At 45.7% G+C, this 16,017-nt stretch carries 17 protein-coding genes and 1 pseudogene; 2 read left to right on the top strand and 16 right to left on the bottom strand.

What is annotated here, in order from left to right; translation table 11 throughout:
- Positions 1-54: 54 nt before the first annotated feature.
- The 5 genes from hemW to gpr form a co-directional block, all read right to left on the bottom strand.
- Entirely contained in the window at positions 55-1,218 is a 1,164-nt protein-coding gene (hemW, locus tag CEG13_RS04130) for a radical SAM family heme chaperone HemW (protein WP_100010592.1), read from the bottom strand.
- A 151-nt stretch (positions 1,219-1,369) separates the two neighbouring features.
- Positions 1,370-3,178, bottom strand: coding sequence for a translation elongation factor 4 (gene lepA, locus CEG13_RS04125; protein WP_100010591.1), 1,809 nt, complete (start codon positions 3,176-3,178; stop codon positions 1,370-1,372).
- Between the two features lie 552 nt (positions 3,179-3,730).
- On the bottom strand, positions 3,731-4,030 hold the full coding sequence (locus CEG13_RS04120; RefSeq protein ID WP_100010589.1) for a hypothetical protein: 300 nt from the start codon (positions 4,028-4,030) through the stop codon (positions 3,731-3,733).
- Between the two features lie 12 nt (positions 4,031-4,042).
- A complete protein-coding gene (spoIIP, locus tag CEG13_RS04115) occupies positions 4,043-5,212 on the bottom strand; it encodes a stage II sporulation protein P (RefSeq protein WP_100010587.1) in 1,170 nt (389 codons plus the stop codon).
- 97 nt (positions 5,213-5,309) lie between these two features.
- Positions 5,310-6,413 carry a GPR endopeptidase gene (gpr, locus tag CEG13_RS04110; RefSeq protein WP_100010586.1) on the bottom strand — a complete coding sequence of 368 codons (1,104 nt, stop codon included), beginning with the start codon at positions 6,411-6,413 and terminating at the stop codon, positions 5,310-5,312.
- A gap of 210 nt (positions 6,414-6,623) precedes the next feature.
- Here gpr and rpsT point away from each other — a divergent pair, with 210 nt between their 5' ends.
- Positions 6,624-6,890, top strand: coding sequence for a 30S ribosomal protein S20 (gene rpsT / locus CEG13_RS04105; RefSeq protein ID WP_100010584.1), 267 nt, complete (start codon positions 6,624-6,626; stop codon positions 6,888-6,890).
- 77 nt (positions 6,891-6,967) lie between these two features.
- Here the strand turns inward: rpsT and holA are convergent, their stop codons facing one another.
- Positions 6,968-8,002 carry a DNA polymerase III subunit delta gene (gene holA / locus CEG13_RS04100; protein WP_100010583.1) on the bottom strand — a complete coding sequence of 345 codons (1,035 nt, stop codon included), beginning with the start codon at positions 8,000-8,002 and terminating at the stop codon, positions 6,968-6,970.
- A 311-nt stretch (positions 8,003-8,313) separates the two neighbouring features.
- On the opposite strand from holA, the gene CEG13_RS04095 reads away from it, so the two are divergent.
- On the top strand, positions 8,314-8,448 hold the full coding sequence (locus CEG13_RS04095; protein WP_100010581.1) for a YqzM family protein: 135 nt from the start codon (positions 8,314-8,316) through the stop codon (positions 8,446-8,448).
- Positions 8,449-8,547: 99 nt separating this feature from the next.
- On the opposite strand, the gene CEG13_RS04090 is transcribed toward CEG13_RS04095, so the two are convergent.
- The 10 genes and pseudogenes from CEG13_RS04090 to CEG13_RS18695 form a co-directional block, all read right to left on the bottom strand.
- Complete coding sequence (locus tag CEG13_RS04090; RefSeq protein ID WP_239984571.1) at positions 8,548-10,827, bottom strand: DNA internalization-related competence protein ComEC/Rec2; 2,280 nt, start codon at positions 10,825-10,827, stop codon at positions 8,548-8,550.
- Positions 10,828-10,994: 167 nt separating this feature from the next.
- Positions 10,995-11,558 (bottom strand): ComE operon protein 2, encoded by a 564-nt coding sequence (locus tag CEG13_RS04085; protein ID WP_100010578.1) that lies wholly within the window; start codon positions 11,556-11,558, stop codon positions 10,995-10,997.
- Positions 11,559-11,626: 68 nt separating this feature from the next.
- Positions 11,627-12,226 carry a helix-hairpin-helix domain-containing protein gene (locus CEG13_RS04080; RefSeq protein ID WP_239984570.1) on the bottom strand — a complete coding sequence of 200 codons (600 nt, stop codon included), beginning with the start codon at positions 12,224-12,226 and terminating at the stop codon, positions 11,627-11,629.
- Positions 12,227-12,342: 116 nt separating this feature from the next.
- On the bottom strand, positions 12,343-13,089 hold the full coding sequence (locus CEG13_RS04075; protein WP_100010576.1) for a class I SAM-dependent DNA methyltransferase: 747 nt from the start codon (positions 13,087-13,089) through the stop codon (positions 12,343-12,345).
- 2 nt (positions 13,090-13,091) lie between these two features.
- Positions 13,092-13,448, bottom strand: a complete 357-nt coding sequence (rsfS, locus tag CEG13_RS04070) for a ribosome silencing factor (protein WP_100010575.1) — start codon at positions 13,446-13,448, stop codon at positions 13,092-13,094.
- A gap of 3 nt (positions 13,449-13,451) precedes the next feature.
- Positions 13,452-14,024 (bottom strand): bis(5'-nucleosyl)-tetraphosphatase (symmetrical) YqeK, encoded by a 573-nt coding sequence (gene yqeK, locus CEG13_RS04065; protein ID WP_100010574.1) that lies wholly within the window; start codon positions 14,022-14,024, stop codon positions 13,452-13,454.
- The gene (locus CEG13_RS04060) at positions 14,011-14,580 is read right to left on the bottom strand and encodes a nicotinate-nucleotide adenylyltransferase (protein WP_100010573.1); all 570 of its coding nucleotides are present in this window, start codon (positions 14,578-14,580) and stop codon (positions 14,011-14,013) included. The genes yqeK and CEG13_RS04060 overlap by 14 nt, the downstream gene beginning before the upstream one ends.
- An 11-nt stretch (positions 14,581-14,591) precedes the next feature.
- Complete coding sequence (gene yhbY / locus CEG13_RS04055; protein ID WP_100010572.1) at positions 14,592-14,882, bottom strand: ribosome assembly RNA-binding protein YhbY; 291 nt, start codon at positions 14,880-14,882, stop codon at positions 14,592-14,594.
- A 1-nt stretch (position 14,883) separates the two neighbouring features.
- A complete protein-coding gene (gene aroE, locus CEG13_RS04050; protein WP_100010571.1) occupies positions 14,884-15,729 on the bottom strand; it encodes a shikimate dehydrogenase in 846 nt (281 codons plus the stop codon).
- 12 nt (positions 15,730-15,741) lie between these two features.
- Positions 15,742-16,017: pseudogene (locus tag CEG13_RS18695) on the bottom strand (ribosome biogenesis GTPase YqeH); the annotation flags it as partial.

The following is a 16,017-nucleotide window of genomic DNA, read 5'->3' as shown; positions in this document are numbered from 1 at the left end:
CGAGGCTCTTGAGTGCTAAATCTACTTATAAATTATCAAATCCCTATTTTTTTGTCAATAAACATGCAGTAAATCCGTGTTTTCCAGCAGAAATTCCGCCATTGCCCGGTTAGCCAGCAGCAGTCCTCTATCTGTCAGTTGAATCGTGTTGCTGGATTCCTGCAGCAGCCCCTGCCGGATAAGCTTTTTAACCGGGGCGTGATACAGCTGGTCAAACGGAATGCCAAATTTATCGGAGAAGGAGGATTTGTCCACACCTCTCAGACGACGGAGGCCGAGAAACATTTCTTCTTCCATTTGTTCCTTCAGATGAATTTCATCAATGTTTAGTACAGGTTTACCGTCCTTCATAGCTTGTTTAATGTAGGCAGGCAGTGGCCGGATATTGGTGATTCGCTCCCCCGGCAGGTAACCATGGGCACCGGCTCCGAATCCATAATAATAATCATTATTCCAGTAAGTTAAATTATGCCTGCTCTCATATCCTGGTTTGGCGAAATTGCTGATCTCATACTGCTCTTTTCCATTCTTCTTCATGGTGTCCCGGAGGATCCCGTACATAGCAACTTCATCTTCTTCCGGCGGGCGATGCAATTTGCCCTTTTGATGCCGCTGATAAAATACCGTCTTTGGTTCAATCTGCAAGGCGTATGTCGCATAATGCGGCAGCTCAAACGCCATTGCCTCGTCCAGCGATTGGCTGAAATGCTCCACTGTCTGGTTAGGCAGTGCATAAATCAGATCAAGGCTGATATTGGTAAAATTTTGCTGCTGTAAAAGGTCAATATTATCGTAAACATCACTTACCCGGTGGTGCCGCCCGAGCTTTTTCAGCATGTGATCATCCATCACCTGGACACCGAAGGAAATCCGGTTCACCCCGTAACTTTTTAGTATACTGGCCTTTTCAGCATCGAGATCTCCCGGATTAACTTCAATGGAAAATTCCTCACAGCCTGCCACATCAAAGGTATGATGAATGGTTTCCATCAGGGTAATTAACTGTTCCCGATTTAGTGCAGTTGGAGTCCCGCCACCGATAAAAATCGTCCGGATAGGGTTGTTCGAACCGGGGAGCGCTGTCCGAATTTCTTTCCCCAGTGCTTCCAAATATTCGGTTGCCAGTTGTTCATTGTAATAAAATTTGACGAAATCACAGTAATGACAGAGCTGCCGGCAAAACGGGATATGGATGTAGGCTGCCTGGACTTGATACAATGTTTCTTCCTCCTTTTATGCGTCGGCAACGGGTTTGTCCATGCCCACCAGTAATTTATCTGTTTCCACGTCAGAAAACAGGAAAACTCAGGCGGCCTTATCTGCCGTCAGGTTCCCCTGTTTTTATCTTCTGGTCTCAGTTAATCATCTTTTAATCATCATTCATTTCCAACACGGCCATAAATGCCTCTTGCGGCACTTCCACCGAACCGACCATTTTCATGCGTTTCTTTCCTTCTTTTTGCTTTTCAAGCAGCTTGCGTTTTCGTGTAATATCCCCGCCGTACAGTTTCGCCGTCACATCTTTTCTCACTGCTTTAATGTTGGAGCGGGCCACAATTTTATTGCCGATGGCCGCCTGTACCGGCACCTCAAACTGCTGTCTTGGAATCAGTTCTTTCAGCTTATCGACGATTTGCTTGCCTCGCTCGTAAGCAAATTCGCGATGCACAATAAAGGACAGCGCGTCAATCGTCTCACCGTTTAAAAGAATATCCATTTTCACCAGATTCGACGGCTGATGACCGATTAATTCATAATCAAAGGACGCATATCCTTTTGTGTGCGACTTAAGCTGATCGAAAAAGTCATAAACGATTTCCCCGAGCGGTATATGATAGACAACATTTACACGAATCTCATCCAGATATTCCATATCCTTAAATTGCCCGCGTTTTTTCTGGGCAATCTCCATCACGGCACCAACATATTCATTCGGCACCATTATCGTTGCCTTGACAAATGGCTCGCGCACTTCCTGAATCTGCTGGGGATCTGGCATGAAAGAAGGATTGTCAATGTTGACAGTGTCTCCGTCCGTCTTTTCTACTTCATAAATGACGCTTGGTGCGGTTGTGATTAAATCAATGTCAAATTCACGCTCGATCCGCTCCTGAATAATTTCCATATGCAGCAATCCAAGGAAGCCACAGCGAAAACCGAAGCCAAGCGCCTGGGAGGTTTCCGCTTCATATTGCAGCGAAGAATCGTTTAATTCCAAACGCTCCAGGGCTTCCCGCAAATCATTGTAATTGTTCGAGTCAGTCGGATATAATCCGCAGAACACCATTGGATTCAGGCGGCGGTAGCCGGGAAGGGCTTCTACAGCAGGCCGCTCCACATGGGTAATCGTATCCCCGACACGGGAATCACCAACATTTTTAATCGATGCTGTCAAATATCCGACATCCCCGACGTTGAGCAGGTCTTTTTTTACAGGCTGCGGGGTGAAAACACCGATCTCATTGACTTCAAATTCTTTTCCTGTTGCCATCATCCTGATTTTATCGCCGAGTTTTAAACTTCCTTCTTTGATACAAACATAGGCAATCACGCCGCGGTAAGGGTCATAAAGGGAGTCAAAAATCAGCGCCTTCAACGGTTCTGCTTCATTGCCAGCCGGTTCCGGAATTGCCTCAGTAATCCGTTCCAGAATTTCATCAATTCCAATGTCGGATTTTGCCGAGGCAAGAATGACATCATCTTTGTCAATGCCAATTACATCCTCCAGCTCCTGTTTAACCCTTTCCGGTTCTGCTGAGGGCAGATCGATTTTGTTAATCACCGGGATAATTTCCAGCTCATTATCAAGAGCAAGGTAAACATTTGCCAATGTCTGCGCTTCAATGCCCTGTGCGGCATCAACAACCAGAATCGCCCCTTCACAGGCAGCCAGACTTCTGGACACCTCGTAAGTAAAGTCAACATGCCCAGGAGTATCGATCAGATGAAAAATAAATTCTTCTCCGCTTTTGCTGGTATACTCCAGCTGCACGGCGTTCAATTTGATGGTGATGCCTCTTTCCCGCTCCAGATCCATTGCATCAAGGAATTGTTCTTTCATTTCCCTTTGGGTAAGCGCTTTGGTCTTTTCTAAAATCCGGTCTGCCAGTGTCGATTTGCCATGATCAATATGTGCTATGATTGAAAAATTGCGTACATTTCTTTTTTTATTCGTCATACGTGCTGTTCACTCCCAGATATCGTCCGTTGCCAGTAAAACACTTTCTTTGGCAATACTAGGATTGATTATAGCAATAGAAGCAGGTTTATTCAATATGGCTGTTTTCAAAAGTTACATAAGTGCTTGTTGATTTCCGCTGCGGGCATCCGCTTTCCGCGGGCACGGCTTCAGCCTCGGGCTAACAGGATGTTAGTCATGAAGGCATTGCGACAGGACGTCGCGATCTTAGCCTTCCATCCTTTTCACCACTTCCTGCGGGGTCTTCAGACTCGTGCTCTCCCGCAGGAGTCGGATGCCCTTCGCTCCAATCAACTATCTACAGAGTGCATAGCTGCTGTTTAATTTAACAAAGCGCATCACCAGCGGAAGAAATACCCGAAGACTCCTGCGGGATGGTAAGCATAGGTGAGACCCCGCAGTGCGACAGCACAAGGAGGCTCACCAGCGCCCGCGGAAAGCGAAGGGTATTTCCGCAGCGGCAGGCCAGGTCACGTCTTCTATTATTTATGAGGTCTTCGGAAAAGAACCTTCAAGGCAAACGCTCAACGTTTAAACAAAAACTTGAGAAATCTGATAAAGGATTGTCACAATCACTTCATAGAAACCTTTAACAACCGTCTCCAGCAGCGAGGCAGCTTTTTGTGTGAGAGGTACTGGTCCTTCCATTTCCACCGGCGCAGCAATCACCGGTTCCTCAATTACTTCCGGCTCTTCTTGAGGTTGTTCCAGCACTGGAACCTCTGCATCCCTTTGATCTATTCCGCTAACCATGCTTCGGTCCATTCCATAAAGCGCTCCGACCAGAAAAAATACCGCTAAGAGCAATGCTGCGATGAGAAATCGTCCCATTCTTACCGCCTCCTATTCTTCTGCATTTACTGCTTCTGCATCCCAGTAATAATCAGCAAAAACATCTGCAACCGCATCTGCTGACCTGTACAGTTCCTCAAGCTTGTTTCCCACTCCGCCGAATTCAACCAAGAGAGAATTTCCCGACAAATCCTGGTTAAAGACACCGTTCGTTCCAGCTCCTTCTTTGGCTAGAACACCCCGACTTAAGCCGGGATACTTTGCTTCAATCATTTCGTGAAATTTTGTGGCAAGTGCAAGATTCTGTTCATAGTTTTCATGTTCTGCTCCTACGACAAACATAATTCTCGCATAAACTTCCCCATTGATTTCGGTGGTGGTGATATCACGGGAAACCGAATCTCTGTGCAGATCGAATATATAAGTCAAATCATCATTTGACGCAAATGCCTCTTCCACTACATTGCGGGAAGCCTGATAGGACTGTGCATGGGTCATTCCCCGATCATTCAGCATAGCCACAACATCTGTATCACTGACATTGGTGCCAATCCCATTTGCCTCCATTCCCTTGGCGAGCCGATCACTCACTTTGGTAATATTGACTTCCCTGTGCTGTGCCCGATTCGGATCCGTGACCCCCGGCAAGTGTGGAAGGAAAGACTCCCGGTTGTGCGAATTATAGATAAACACCACATCACGCTCTCCAGTAGTAGGTGTGCCTTCCTGTTCAGGTACCGGCTCGGCCAGCTCCTCTTCCTCCAGCACCGCCTCCCTCTCCTTTAGCACTTCCTCCAGCGGCGGAGAAGATTCCATCGGCAGGTTGGTATAATCCGTGCCTTCTCCAGCAATCAGGATTCTAGAGTCAAATGTGGAAAACCCTGGCAGTTCCTTCCCCAGAAGACTTCTCGGGTCATTTGGCTGTACACTTGTCGCCACTTGAAATAAAGTGGACGAAAGATCAGGAAATGTCTGTTCTTCCGGAAGTGCCTGTTTAAAGGCTCTATTTTCCATTCCTATTAAATTTAAAAAGATTGAGCTGTCTATATTGCTGGTCCATTCGGTAATCATTTGTGATGAAACTCGATAAGCCGGTTTGATCGTGGTCATGATGCTGATCGATACAAATAGTACAATAATACAGATCAGATACACCGCCCCCCTGCGGAAAAAAAGGGGTATACGCAGATTTTCCCGGCTCTGATGATTTCCTTGCCACATTGGTTCAACCCTCCTGAAGTTGTCTCTTGGTTCATCTCTATGTTTTTCACTCAGGAAGTAGAACCGCTATAAAAAAATAATAGAGCTATGCAAGATTCTATCTTGCATAGCTCGCGAAATTATTGACATCCACCCGCTCATGCAGCGCAGCGTTTACGCCATTTGCGATCACACTGGCCATATCAATCATGAATCCGTCCACTTCTTTGGGCGTAACCATCAGATTGTGGCCAATCGGTGTGAGTACTTCCGTTATCAGCTTTCTTTTTTCTTCGTCGGACAGTCCGCCGACGACCCCGAGAAAAGTCTTCCGCTGCTCTTCACTCGGGAGATCTTCCTCCGTAAATTCCTTGTCTCCAAAGGACATACTAGCCGGTGCCAAGGCTTTGGAGGGTTGATCTTTTTCCCTCAGCTCTCGTCCGAAATGCTTCAGAATAAAATCGATCGTGTCGCTGGTAATAGTGACGGCGTCGACTACCGTCGGAACTCCAATTGCAAAAACTGGAATTCCCAGTGTTTTCTTGCTTATTTCCTTTCGTTTATTCCCTACACCGGACCCCGGATGAATCCCCGTATCAGACAGCTGAATCGTCTCATTCACCCGTTCGATGGATCTTGATGCCAGGGCATCAATCGCGATCACAAAATCCGGTTCAAATTTCTCTGCAATCCCGAAAATAATGTTACTTGTTTCCATCCCCGTTACGCCCATCACTCCTGGTGTAACCGCAGCTACCGGCCGATAGCCTTCCGAAACGGATTCGTGCTCCATTTTGAACAAGTGGCTGGTAACCAGCACTTTCTCCACCGACATCGGGCCTAAAGCATCTGGGGTCACATTCCAGTTCCCGAGACCTACGATCAGCCCGGTTGCATCTTTGGAAATGCCATTATCGGCAATCAGTTTCTCCAGCTCCCTGGCAAGTATTTTCGCCGCGGCTTCTTGCCTCGCCGTATCCTGCCGTTTTACCCCGTCGGCATAAATCGTCACGTAGGCACCAGCTTTTTTGCCAAGCATTTTCTCTCCTTCTTCATCGATTTCCACATAGGAGATTTTAATGTTATTTTCTTCCCGTTCTTTAATGGTGATTCCCTTGATTTCTTCCTGCTCAGATTTATCCTCCGACTCTACATACATATCCCTGGCTTCCACCGCCAAATCGGTGCGGACCTGATATGGTACTTTTTGTTCTTCTTCCATTTGGCATCCACCTTTCCTTGATCTTTCTTATTTATAGAATGAACATTTCCCGGAAAAACATGTGCCTGCAAAAAGAAGCTGTTGAAAACCTCCTGCTGCTCTGGTAAAATATTTCTGTCGAGGAACAAAAGCGCAGGCTATGCCATTGCTTTCGATGTGCAATATAACAATACGTCAAGCGAAACAGGAAGAGTTTTAGGAGGTGAAACAATGGCGAATATTAAATCAGCAATTAAACGTGTGGATGTCAACAACAAAAAGCGCGCAAACAATCAGGCACAAAAATCCGAAATGCGCTCCAATGTCAAACGTGTGGAGAAGTTCGTTGAAGCAAACGACGCGGAAAATGCCAAATCAGCGCTTAACACTACTTTTAAGCAAATTGATAAAGCCGTACAAAAGGGAATCATCCACCAAAATAACGGCAACCGTCAAAAATCCCGTCTGGCTGAAAAAGTCAACAGCCTCGGAGCATAAAACACAAAAAAAACGATCCCGAAACGGATCGTTTTTTTTATTTGCAAAAACATATAATACAGCCCAGCCCAATTTCCCTAAACAGTTGCTTTTGCTTTGGAGCTGATTAAATCATATAACAGTAATTCAAATGCCAATCCTTTTTCCATTCCGCCCTGTTTCATGACGGCATCAGCATTTGCCAGCCGGTCCATAATACTTTTTAGTTTCTCCAGTGAAAACTGCTTTTCCCGCTGCATGGCAATTTTGATTACGTATGGGTGAAGCCCAAGCTGCTTTTGCATTTGTCCCTGGCTATAGCCTTTTTGCCTCAGCAGTTTGACCCTTAGGATGGTGCGGAACTGAAAGGCAAGCAATCCGATCATGGCGATCGGCTCCTCTTTCTGTTTTTCCAGATCTTTATAAATGGCAATTGCCTGGTGCAGATTCCGTTCAATAACTGCATCAACCAGCCTGAGTGCCGAGCTCTCCGCTGTCCTGGCGACCATATCGCGGGCAATCTCTTTTGTGATCACACCATTTTCCCCTGTATACATAGCGATTTTAGCCAATTCATTTTCCAAGAGATGCAAGTTGGCGGACAACTCTGCTTCCATAACAGTACTGGCGTCTTCTTCTATTCTGACTCCAATCTGGCCGGCAAGTGTCTGAATCCATTTTTTCACTTCATATTCTTTAATCGGCTGGCAGTCAGCTAACGTTGCATGTTTCTTCAAGCTCTTGCTGATTTTTTTCCGTTCATCGATTTTCTCATATTCAGCGATCAAGACGAGAACGGAGTAATCAACGGGAGATTTAAGGTAGCGGTCCAATGCCTCGAGATCATGCTCGAATGGCAGCTTGTCCGGTTTCCCTTTCAAAAATCCTGGATTACTGGCGATCACCAGTTTACGTTCGCCAAAAAAAGGATATGTATCCACATCTGCAATAACTTCTTCTATTGGCGTCTCGACCAAGTCATACATGGAAAGGTTGTCCTCATCGCCATTCAGTACGGTGTTCGTAATTTGCCGCTTTAATTGCTGTATAAAATAAGTTTCAGTCCCGTATAGTAAATATACAGGAGAAATATTTCCTTTTTTCAGCTGGCTGGTCACTTCGATGTATGACATATCATCACTCCTACAAGGTATAATGATATGATAAATGGGATCAGAATGAATCGCAACCCGATTAACACAGGAAGGGGGAAAAACATGCAGGAATTTCCCCCGGAAAATCTATATCAACGTTTAAATCCGCAGCCCTAGAAACTGCTATTTAAACGATATTGGCTTTCATCTATAGAATTTCCTGCTGGAGCGAAAAGTATAGTTGTTAAGTCTTTCTAAAAATGGTGATGACTTTTGCGAAAAACATTAGTCATTGGTGGATTTTTTTTACAAAATAACTTATACTTATGGTGACATAGGAGGGGTAAAGAGTGAACGAATTTGAAAAAAATCCGCAATCAAAAAACAACCACGATGTGCCAGGTGCCATTGTTGGATTTACAGCCTCGTTTGTTTTCTTTATGCTCATCTTTGCCATTGGTGTTGTGATCAGTGTCGCAAACTAATCATTAGGCAGCATATGTGAAATGACAGGCGGACAAAGAGACTGAACCTTAGACAGTCTCTTTTTTGCGTAGCGTAAATGCTTTTCTCACTACCTTAACCTATGGCAGGTAGCGGTAAAATGTTCCTTCGCTCCCAATAAACTTGTACTGCACGGCCCCGTCTATATCGGTGCGCAAAATCACGGCACCTTCTTTTTCTATTGCCTCCACAACATCTGGTGCCGGATGGCCAAATTGGTTTTCCACCCCCACCGGGATAAGGGCAAACTCCGGAGAAATATGTTCAAGAAAACTTGGGTCTGTTGATGTGTTGCTGCCATGGTGTGCTACTTTCAGCACATCGACTGGCAAATTAGGATATTTTTGGATAAGCACTCTTTCCTGACTGCTGCCAATGTCTCCGGTAAACAGCCAGTCCTTTCCGCCGATTTGGGAATGCAGCACGAGGGAATTTTCGTTGGCAGAACGCTGGTCTTCTTCTGGTGCAAGAACTTCAAACCGATGAGAGCCGATGGTCAGCTGATCGCCTTGGTCGATTACCTGAACAGTGGTGTCATGCTCCGACTTCTGTATTTGTTTTAAAGTCGTCTGATTATGCGGGCTGATAAACAGATTTTCAACATGCATTTCCTCCAGTATAAAACGAAGGCTTCCTGCGTGGTCGATATCCTCATGGGTAATAAAAACCGCGTCAATTTCCCTAATCCCGCGCGAATATAAATAGGGCTTGATGATTTGTTCATAAACGTTTTCGGTCGGCTGCATATCAGTAAATGAGTACTTGGAACCAGCATCAATCAGCATCACTCCGCTCCGGTAAGGCAGCTCAATAACAAATGAATCTCCCTGGCCAATATCCAGCATTGTCACTCTGCCTTCGGGGGAGAAATACGGTTTCAGCATCACCGCAATAACCACAGCGGTTATAGCAATCCCGTATTTGAAGGACATATCCGGCTTGCCTTCCTGCAGATATTTCATCAGAAAATAGAGCAACACATAGTATAATACCGCAAAGATAAGCGGCAACGATCCCATTATCCACGGATAACTGAAGTTCACATCCACCCAGGCGATCATATCAATCACCAGTTCATTTAAACGGACAAATAAGGTATCCATAATACCAGGCAGAAAAGGAAGCGGACTAAAGAGGAGCAGCACAAACATAAACGGAATCACAAATCCGGAGAAATACGGTACAACCAGCCAGTTCAGGAGAATTGACAGCGGCTGGAACAAGGAAAAATAAGCAAAAAGAAGCGGCAGAATCATCAGCTGCGCCACAAAGCCGATCTGCAGCACCTGAAAGAAAGGCTGCTTCGTTTCTGAAAGCAGTTTGGCCGATAAAATCAAGCCAAACGTTACAGCAAATGACAGCTGAAACCCGACATGGTAAATCATATAGCTATCCGCAAGTATCAAGATTAGAAATACGATGCTGATGACATCACTTGGAAGCATTTTGACCTTTAACTTATTAAGCAGGATAAACAAGAGAACCATCGAGGCTGCACGCAGAATGGAAGGCTCTCCCCCGGCCACAACGGTATAAACAGGGAGGAAAAAAATCAGAAACCATTGCGCTTTTTCTTTTGTGAAGAGATTTAATTTAATCAGCAGGAAGTAAACGAAGCCGACTGCCAGACCAATATGCAACCCGGAAATCGCCAGCACATGGGAAAGACTCCAGCGCTGAAACAGTTCAATGGTCTCTTCGCTGATATGTGAATCATCCCCGAGAACCAGCCCCCTCATCCAGGCTGCCGTCTCCTGGCTGAACGTTCCGCTGACATGGGACAGTAAACGCTCTCTCAGTGTGTAAATTCGCTGTAAAAACGAAGAGTCTTCGCATGTCACGGCATCGATTGAGTCAACGACCACTTGATAGGCAATCCCTTTGGTCAGCAAATATTCACGGTAATCAAACTGTCCGGGATTGCGGGCCTCTGGCGGCAATTCCATCTCACCTTGCACGATACAGGACGCACCATAAGCAAATTCTGCAGGTGCTTCGGGTGATTCTTCTTCAGGAAAATACACTACTGCTGTTTTTGTTTCGCTGTTTGATTCCTGCATGATAAATTCTACTTTTTCTGGGGTTGTTGTGACAGGGCTGATTATTTTCCCCTGATGCTGAAGGTTCTCTGAAGGCGGAGGAATTTTAATATCTTCCAGTACCGGAAAATAGTTGAGGAAAAATAGAAAGAAGGCAAGCGAGACCACGAAATGGCCTTTTCCCAATCGCTCTTTCTTATATAAATAACAGAGCCACAGCAAGAAACCGGCAATAAACCAATAATTGTCAACCAGGATGGTCAAAAAGCTCATTGCTGCAGCCAGCGCATAAATATGCCAATAACCTCTCAATGTATTCACCTTTTTGTTTTTAGATTTTCTTTCGCAGTTGATGGAAACTGGGACATAAGTTATCGGTGAGAAAATTTCTGTTACAAAGTGCTCGTTGATTTCCGCTGCGGGCAGTCGCTTTCCGCAGCGATAGCTAAGTTATGTCACAGTTTAAGTATTTTGCGATAAAAACAGCCTTATATCTTAAACAGCTTTTCAGCCTCGCTGCGCAGTTCGCTGATATCTTTTTCATTTTCCTGATCGTGTTCCAGTTTCTCCAGCAAACTCTCTACCAGCTGCTTTTTCTCTGGTGCGTTTGCGTCAACGGCCGATTCATTAACCTCGACTTTACGGGTTGTCACGCCTGCTTCTTTAAACAGATCAATAGCATATGGATGGTTGTGATAATCTTCTGCGTAATAAACGGTACGGATGCCGCTTTGGATCAGCTGCTTGCAGCATTGCAGACAAGGGAAATGGGTGACATAAACATCTGCACCTTCTGTTGGCACGCCAAACTTGGCACACTGCAGCAATGCGTTGGCTTCGGCATGGACCGTGCGTACACAATGCCCGTCAATGACATAACAGCCCTCGTCCATGCAATGGACACTGCCGGAAACACTCCCGTTGTACCCCCCCGCAATGATTCGTTTATCCCTGACAATCGTTGCACCAACCATTAGCCTTGTGCATGTACTCCTTAATGCCAGTAACCGGCTCTGTGCCATAAAATACTGATCCCACGATATTCTTTTCATGTAAAACTTTCTCCTTCCGCAAGCACTTTTTCTCAGTTTACTGTTTTCTGTTTCCTGCCGTCAATGGTTTACGGAACTTGAATATCTTCCCGCAGATTTTCCAGAGTTTTTTCACCGATACCCGGCACATCAAGCAAATCCTCTGCCGCTTGAAAAAGACCGTGCTCTTCCCTGTGCTGAATGATCGCCGCAGCCTTGGAGGGCCCGATGCCGTTTAATTCTTCTATTTCCGCCTGTTCCGCATAATTGATTCTGATTTTTCCGGACCCAGCTATAGTTGCTGTGCCTGCCTGCTGCGGATCTCCCTGTTCGGGTATCTGGATGATCATTTCATCCTGGACTTTTTGCGCGAGGTTGACTTGAGACTTAGCAGCTTTTTCGGTAAAACCGCCAGCCAGCTTTATCACATCATTCACCCGGGAGGATGGATCTACTTCATATACGCCGGGTGAGACCACCGCACCTTTGACATCCACCATGGTCACTGTCTCTGCCGGCGCTTCTTCTGATTCAGTCAATGAAGACTCAGCTGATGAATCCTCCGACGCACTGGAAACAGCAGTAAAGTCCGTGGTGTCCTTGCTGTCTTTGCCTCCGGTGAACAGAAGAAAACCAACTACCAGAACAGCAATGATAATAAAAAAGGAATGTTTTTTGAGGATTTCCATCAAGGGGATCACGTCCTTATGAAGATTTTAAAGGAGGGATTTTCTTTCTCCATCACTTCTATTCGACACCTTCCCCGGCAATTCCTGCAAAAAAATAAAAGATCAGGAATTTTGTCTTATCCCGACCTTTTCTCCGCTATAAAAAAGATTCTCTCCGATTCCTCTGCCGAAATTTCATTTTTTAAGGAAAAATCAGTACACACTTTCACATTTTCAAAACCTGTTTCCGCCAAAAGCTGCAAAAAAAATGCAATTGGATAAGTTCGCTGATGATGATATTCATCAAATCGCTCATATTTATCTCCATTCCGGGCAAAAAATGTCAACTCGTGATGCATTTCTCCCGGTTCTTCCCCTGCCGAGCAAAACCATACATAGGAGGCATCATCGGTTACATCAGCAAATGTCTCATCCTGTAAATCGTTATATACATGGGACAGGGAGTGAACATCAAAGATAAACAATCCTCCTGGTTTTAATAAATCGGCCGTATGCTGAAACGCCTGGTACAAGTCTTCTTCTGTAGTCAAATAATTCACCACATCACAGTAACTCACTGCTGCATCCATTTCTGTCAAACCATGGAGACTTCTCCAGTCCTGACAGACCCAGTTAATGGTTTCCTGTTCTGCTTTACTTGCTGCCATGCTGAGCATATCCTCAGCATAGTCAACCCCCGTCATCGAAAAACCCGCTTTGGCAAGCCTCACCGTAATTTCTCCTGTGCCACAGCCAAGATCCGTGATTGTTTCCACTTTTTTTCCCGATTCACGGATTGCCTCTAAGGTGAACTCAAGCCAGCCATCATAGGGGGCATGCTCCATCAAACGGTCATATAAGTGAGCCATTTTCTGATAAGCCATGATTATCCTTCCTGGCCTACCTGTAGCTGTACAGCTTCCGCATCTCCCCAGAGACGCTCCAAGTTGTAATAATAGCGCTCATCTTTATGAAAAACATGACAGACGATATCTCCAAGGTCAACCAGCACCCAGCGCGCCTGCTCCAGACCTTCTATCCGGCCAACTTCGATGTCATTTTCATCCATCGTTTCTTTAATTCCGCGGGCAATCGCCTGCACTTGCCGTTCATTGCTCCCATGGCAGATCAGAAAATAATCCGCCACCAGAGAAACCTGCTCCATATCGAGTGCGACAATGTCCTCCGCTCGTTTGTCGTCACATGCCTGGGCAGCAAGTTCAATAATCTGTTTGTTGTCCATTAATTAATGACCTCCATTTATTTTTCTTGTTAAATCATTGTATGCATGGAAGGAGTCCGGGTAAACAAGCGTATTTTTTTTCATCAGGTAGCGGACCGTGTTTCTGGAGGTTAGCCAGCATGCCTTCAGCAGGTCTTCCTCTGCTGCATCCCGCACTTCCTGAACGCCAGGGAACTGTCTCCCGGGTTCAATATAATCTGCTAAAAAAATAATCATTTCCATTTTGCTCATATTCGCCCGTCCTGTTGTATGGTAATGGATGGCACTTTGTATACCAGGATCCTTAATTCCCAGCTCCCGCTCCGTGAGAATCGCTCCAACCGGGCCATGCCATAATTCATGGTGGTAATGAAGCAAGTCCTTTGGCAGGGTGCTCTGGATAATCCAGCGTTTCATTTCATCGAGTGGACGGTACTTGGCATAATCATGGCAAACCGCCGCAAGTTCTATTTTTTCCTTGTCCTCCCCATATCTCTCTGCAAGTTCTGCCGCAGTGTCCCTGACTCTTAATGTATGTTCAAAGCGTTCCACTGTCAGCTGCGGTTTAACCTGCAAAATGATGTCATCTATCTTCATACAACTGCTGCTCCTTCAAATATTCATTTACACTTTCCGTTACGAGATACCGAATCGGCAGTTTGTTTCTAATGCGCTCCCGGATCATGGTCGATGATATCTCGACAAATGGTACATCCACTTCTATTATCGGATAAGTTGTGGACAAAGAATATCCCTGCCGCTTTACTCCAACAAACTGCACAAGCTCGAGCAGCTCGTCAATCCGATCCCAGTGCGGCAGGTATTCCACCATGTCGGCACCGATAATGAAATAAAAATAGATATCCGGATGCTCCGCGCGCAGTACCTTCATTGTATCAAATGTGTATGATTTTCCTAAACGATGGGTTTCTATCGTATTCAACCGGAAGTGCGGATTTCCTTTGACCGCTCGCTTTACCATTTCCGATCGTTCCTCAGCCCCTGTTTTTGCAGCATCTTTATGCGGAGGAGTGTTGGAAGGCATGAACCAGATTTCTTCCAGGTCAAGCTGCACTCTCGTTTCTTCCGCGATAACAAGATGCCCGATATGGGGCGGGTCAAATGTGCCGCCGAGTATGCCGATTTTTCTCATGCCTGACTCCTTTATGGAAGCTTAATCTGTTTGTTTTCAACTGATTCTTTGTAGAGGATAATTGTATTGCCAATGACCTGAACCACCTCTGCACCTGTCCCCTCGGCAAGCTGCCGGGAAACGGTGTCCTTATCCTCCGGGCTATTTTGCAGCACACTTACCTTCAGCAATTCCCGTTTTTCCAAAGCTTCCTGAATTTGGGTGATCATATTTTCATTTACCCCTGTTTTGCCCACTTGAAAAATGCCTTTTAATGAATGGGCCTCGGCACGGAGAAATCGTTTCTGTTTTCCTGTCAACATCTTATCTTCCTTCCAATCTCTGTTGTAATTGCTCTTCCATTTCTAAAGTGGATGGTCGCTGTTTGGTCCATATTTCAAAGGCATACTGTGCCTGATAAAGCAGCATCGTATGTCCAAAATGAATCTTTGCACCTGCAGCTTTGGCCTGTTTAAGAAAAGCCGTCTCCAGCGGCTGATAAATAATATCACTTGCCACTGCCTCATCCTTTAGATTATTCAGCGGAAAGACTACCCTGCCAATATCCGGCTTCATTCCGACAGAGGTAGTCTGTATGAGCAGATCATAGTTTCCGGCTAAAGACGGGGCCTCCTCCATCGACAAGGTACGCGGCAAATGGCCAGGACTTATACTGCTGCTGAGTTCCTCTGCTTTTTCACGTGTTCGGTTAGCAATATCAATATGCAGGCATCCCGCTTCTGTCAGTGCATGGTAAATTGCCCGGGCAGCCCCGCCGGCGCCAATTAACAATATCCGTTTTTCTTTATCTTTAATCAGCTCGGGAAATTTGTTCTCGAGTGATCTTAGATAACCGATGCCATCGGTGTTATAGCCGATCCATTTCCCTTCGCGGCAAAGCACGGTATTCACTGCTCCAACTGCCTTTGCAGATTCATCCAGCTCATCAAGAAATGGAATAATCGTTTGCTTATATGGAAAAGTGATATTAAAGCCGTCCAAGTTCTTTTCTTTTAAACGGTTCAGCACCCCAGCAAACGGAACCTGTGGGCTGATTTCTATTTTGCTGTACGTTCCCGTTATGTTAGCTTTCGTCATGAATTGTTCGTGTATCCATGGCGAAAGGGAATGCTCAACCGGGTAGCCGATAAGTGCAAAATTGTGTGACATGTTTATCTCCCCCTAAAGCAATGATGGCCGAATGGCCGCTGGCGCTCCTTTTGGACTATAGGCAGTAACAGCAGCCCCCTTACCGGAAATGCTCACCCAGCCAAGTCCCGGAAACACAATATCTGTTTTCTCCTCTGAAACCCGGAATGTATTTGCCGTCAATTCCGGCAGTGTTTCCAGGGTTTCTGCGTTCGGTGGGGAAAGCAGCTCTCCCAAATGATTTTCGTACAGCATGTCCGCCTTGTCCAGCTTCGTGCGGTGAATCGTCAGCTGATTGGAAAAATAACA

The organism is Lentibacillus sediminis, from assembly GCF_002763455.1.
Taxonomy (GTDB): domain Bacteria; phylum Bacillota; class Bacilli; order Bacillales; family Amphibacillaceae; genus Lentibacillus_D; species Lentibacillus_D sediminis_A.
This window is presented reverse-complemented; position numbering and strand designations above follow the sequence as displayed.

Bases quoted from the DNA above. Each gene is read 5' to 3' on its own strand.
- lepA (WP_100010591.1), bottom strand. From the start codon at position 3,178: ATGACGAATAAAAAAAGAAATGTACGCAATTTTTCAATCATAGCACAT.
- CEG13_RS04120 (WP_100010589.1), bottom strand. From the start codon at position 4,030: ATGGGACGATTTCTCATCGCAGCATTGCTCTTAGCGGTATTTTTTCTG.
- spoIIP (WP_100010587.1), bottom strand. From the start codon at position 5,212: ATGTGGCAAGGAAATCATCAGAGCCGGGAAAATCTGCGTATACCCCTT.
- gpr (WP_100010586.1), bottom strand. From the start codon at position 6,413: ATGGAAGAAGAACAAAAAGTACCATATCAGGTCCGCACCGATTTGGCG.
- rpsT (WP_100010584.1), top strand. From the start codon at position 6,624: ATGGCGAATATTAAATCAGCAATTAAACGTGTGGATGTCAACAACAAA.
- holA (WP_100010583.1), bottom strand. From the start codon at position 8,002: ATGTCATACATCGAAGTGACCAGCCAGCTGAAAAAAGGAAATATTTCT.
- CEG13_RS04085 (WP_100010578.1), bottom strand. From the start codon at position 11,558: ATGAAAAGAATATCGTGGGATCAGTATTTTATGGCACAGAGCCGGTTA.
- CEG13_RS04080 (WP_239984570.1), bottom strand. From the start codon at position 12,226: ATGGAAATCCTCAAAAAACATTCCTTTTTTATTATCATTGCTGTTCTG.
- CEG13_RS04075 (WP_100010576.1), bottom strand. From the start codon at position 13,089: ATGGCTTATCAGAAAATGGCTCACTTATATGACCGTTTGATGGAGCAT.
- rsfS (WP_100010575.1), bottom strand. From the start codon at position 13,448: ATGGACAACAAACAGATTATTGAACTTGCTGCCCAGGCATGTGACGAC.
- yqeK (WP_100010574.1), bottom strand. From the start codon at position 14,024: ATGAAGATAGATGACATCATTTTGCAGGTTAAACCGCAGCTGACAGTG.
- CEG13_RS04060 (WP_100010573.1), bottom strand. From the start codon at position 14,580: ATGAGAAAAATCGGCATACTCGGCGGCACATTTGACCCGCCCCATATC.
- yhbY (WP_100010572.1), bottom strand. From the start codon at position 14,882: ATGTTGACAGGAAAACAGAAACGATTTCTCCGTGCCGAGGCCCATTCA.
- aroE (WP_100010571.1), bottom strand. From the start codon at position 15,729: ATGTCACACAATTTTGCACTTATCGGCTACCCGGTTGAGCATTCCCTT.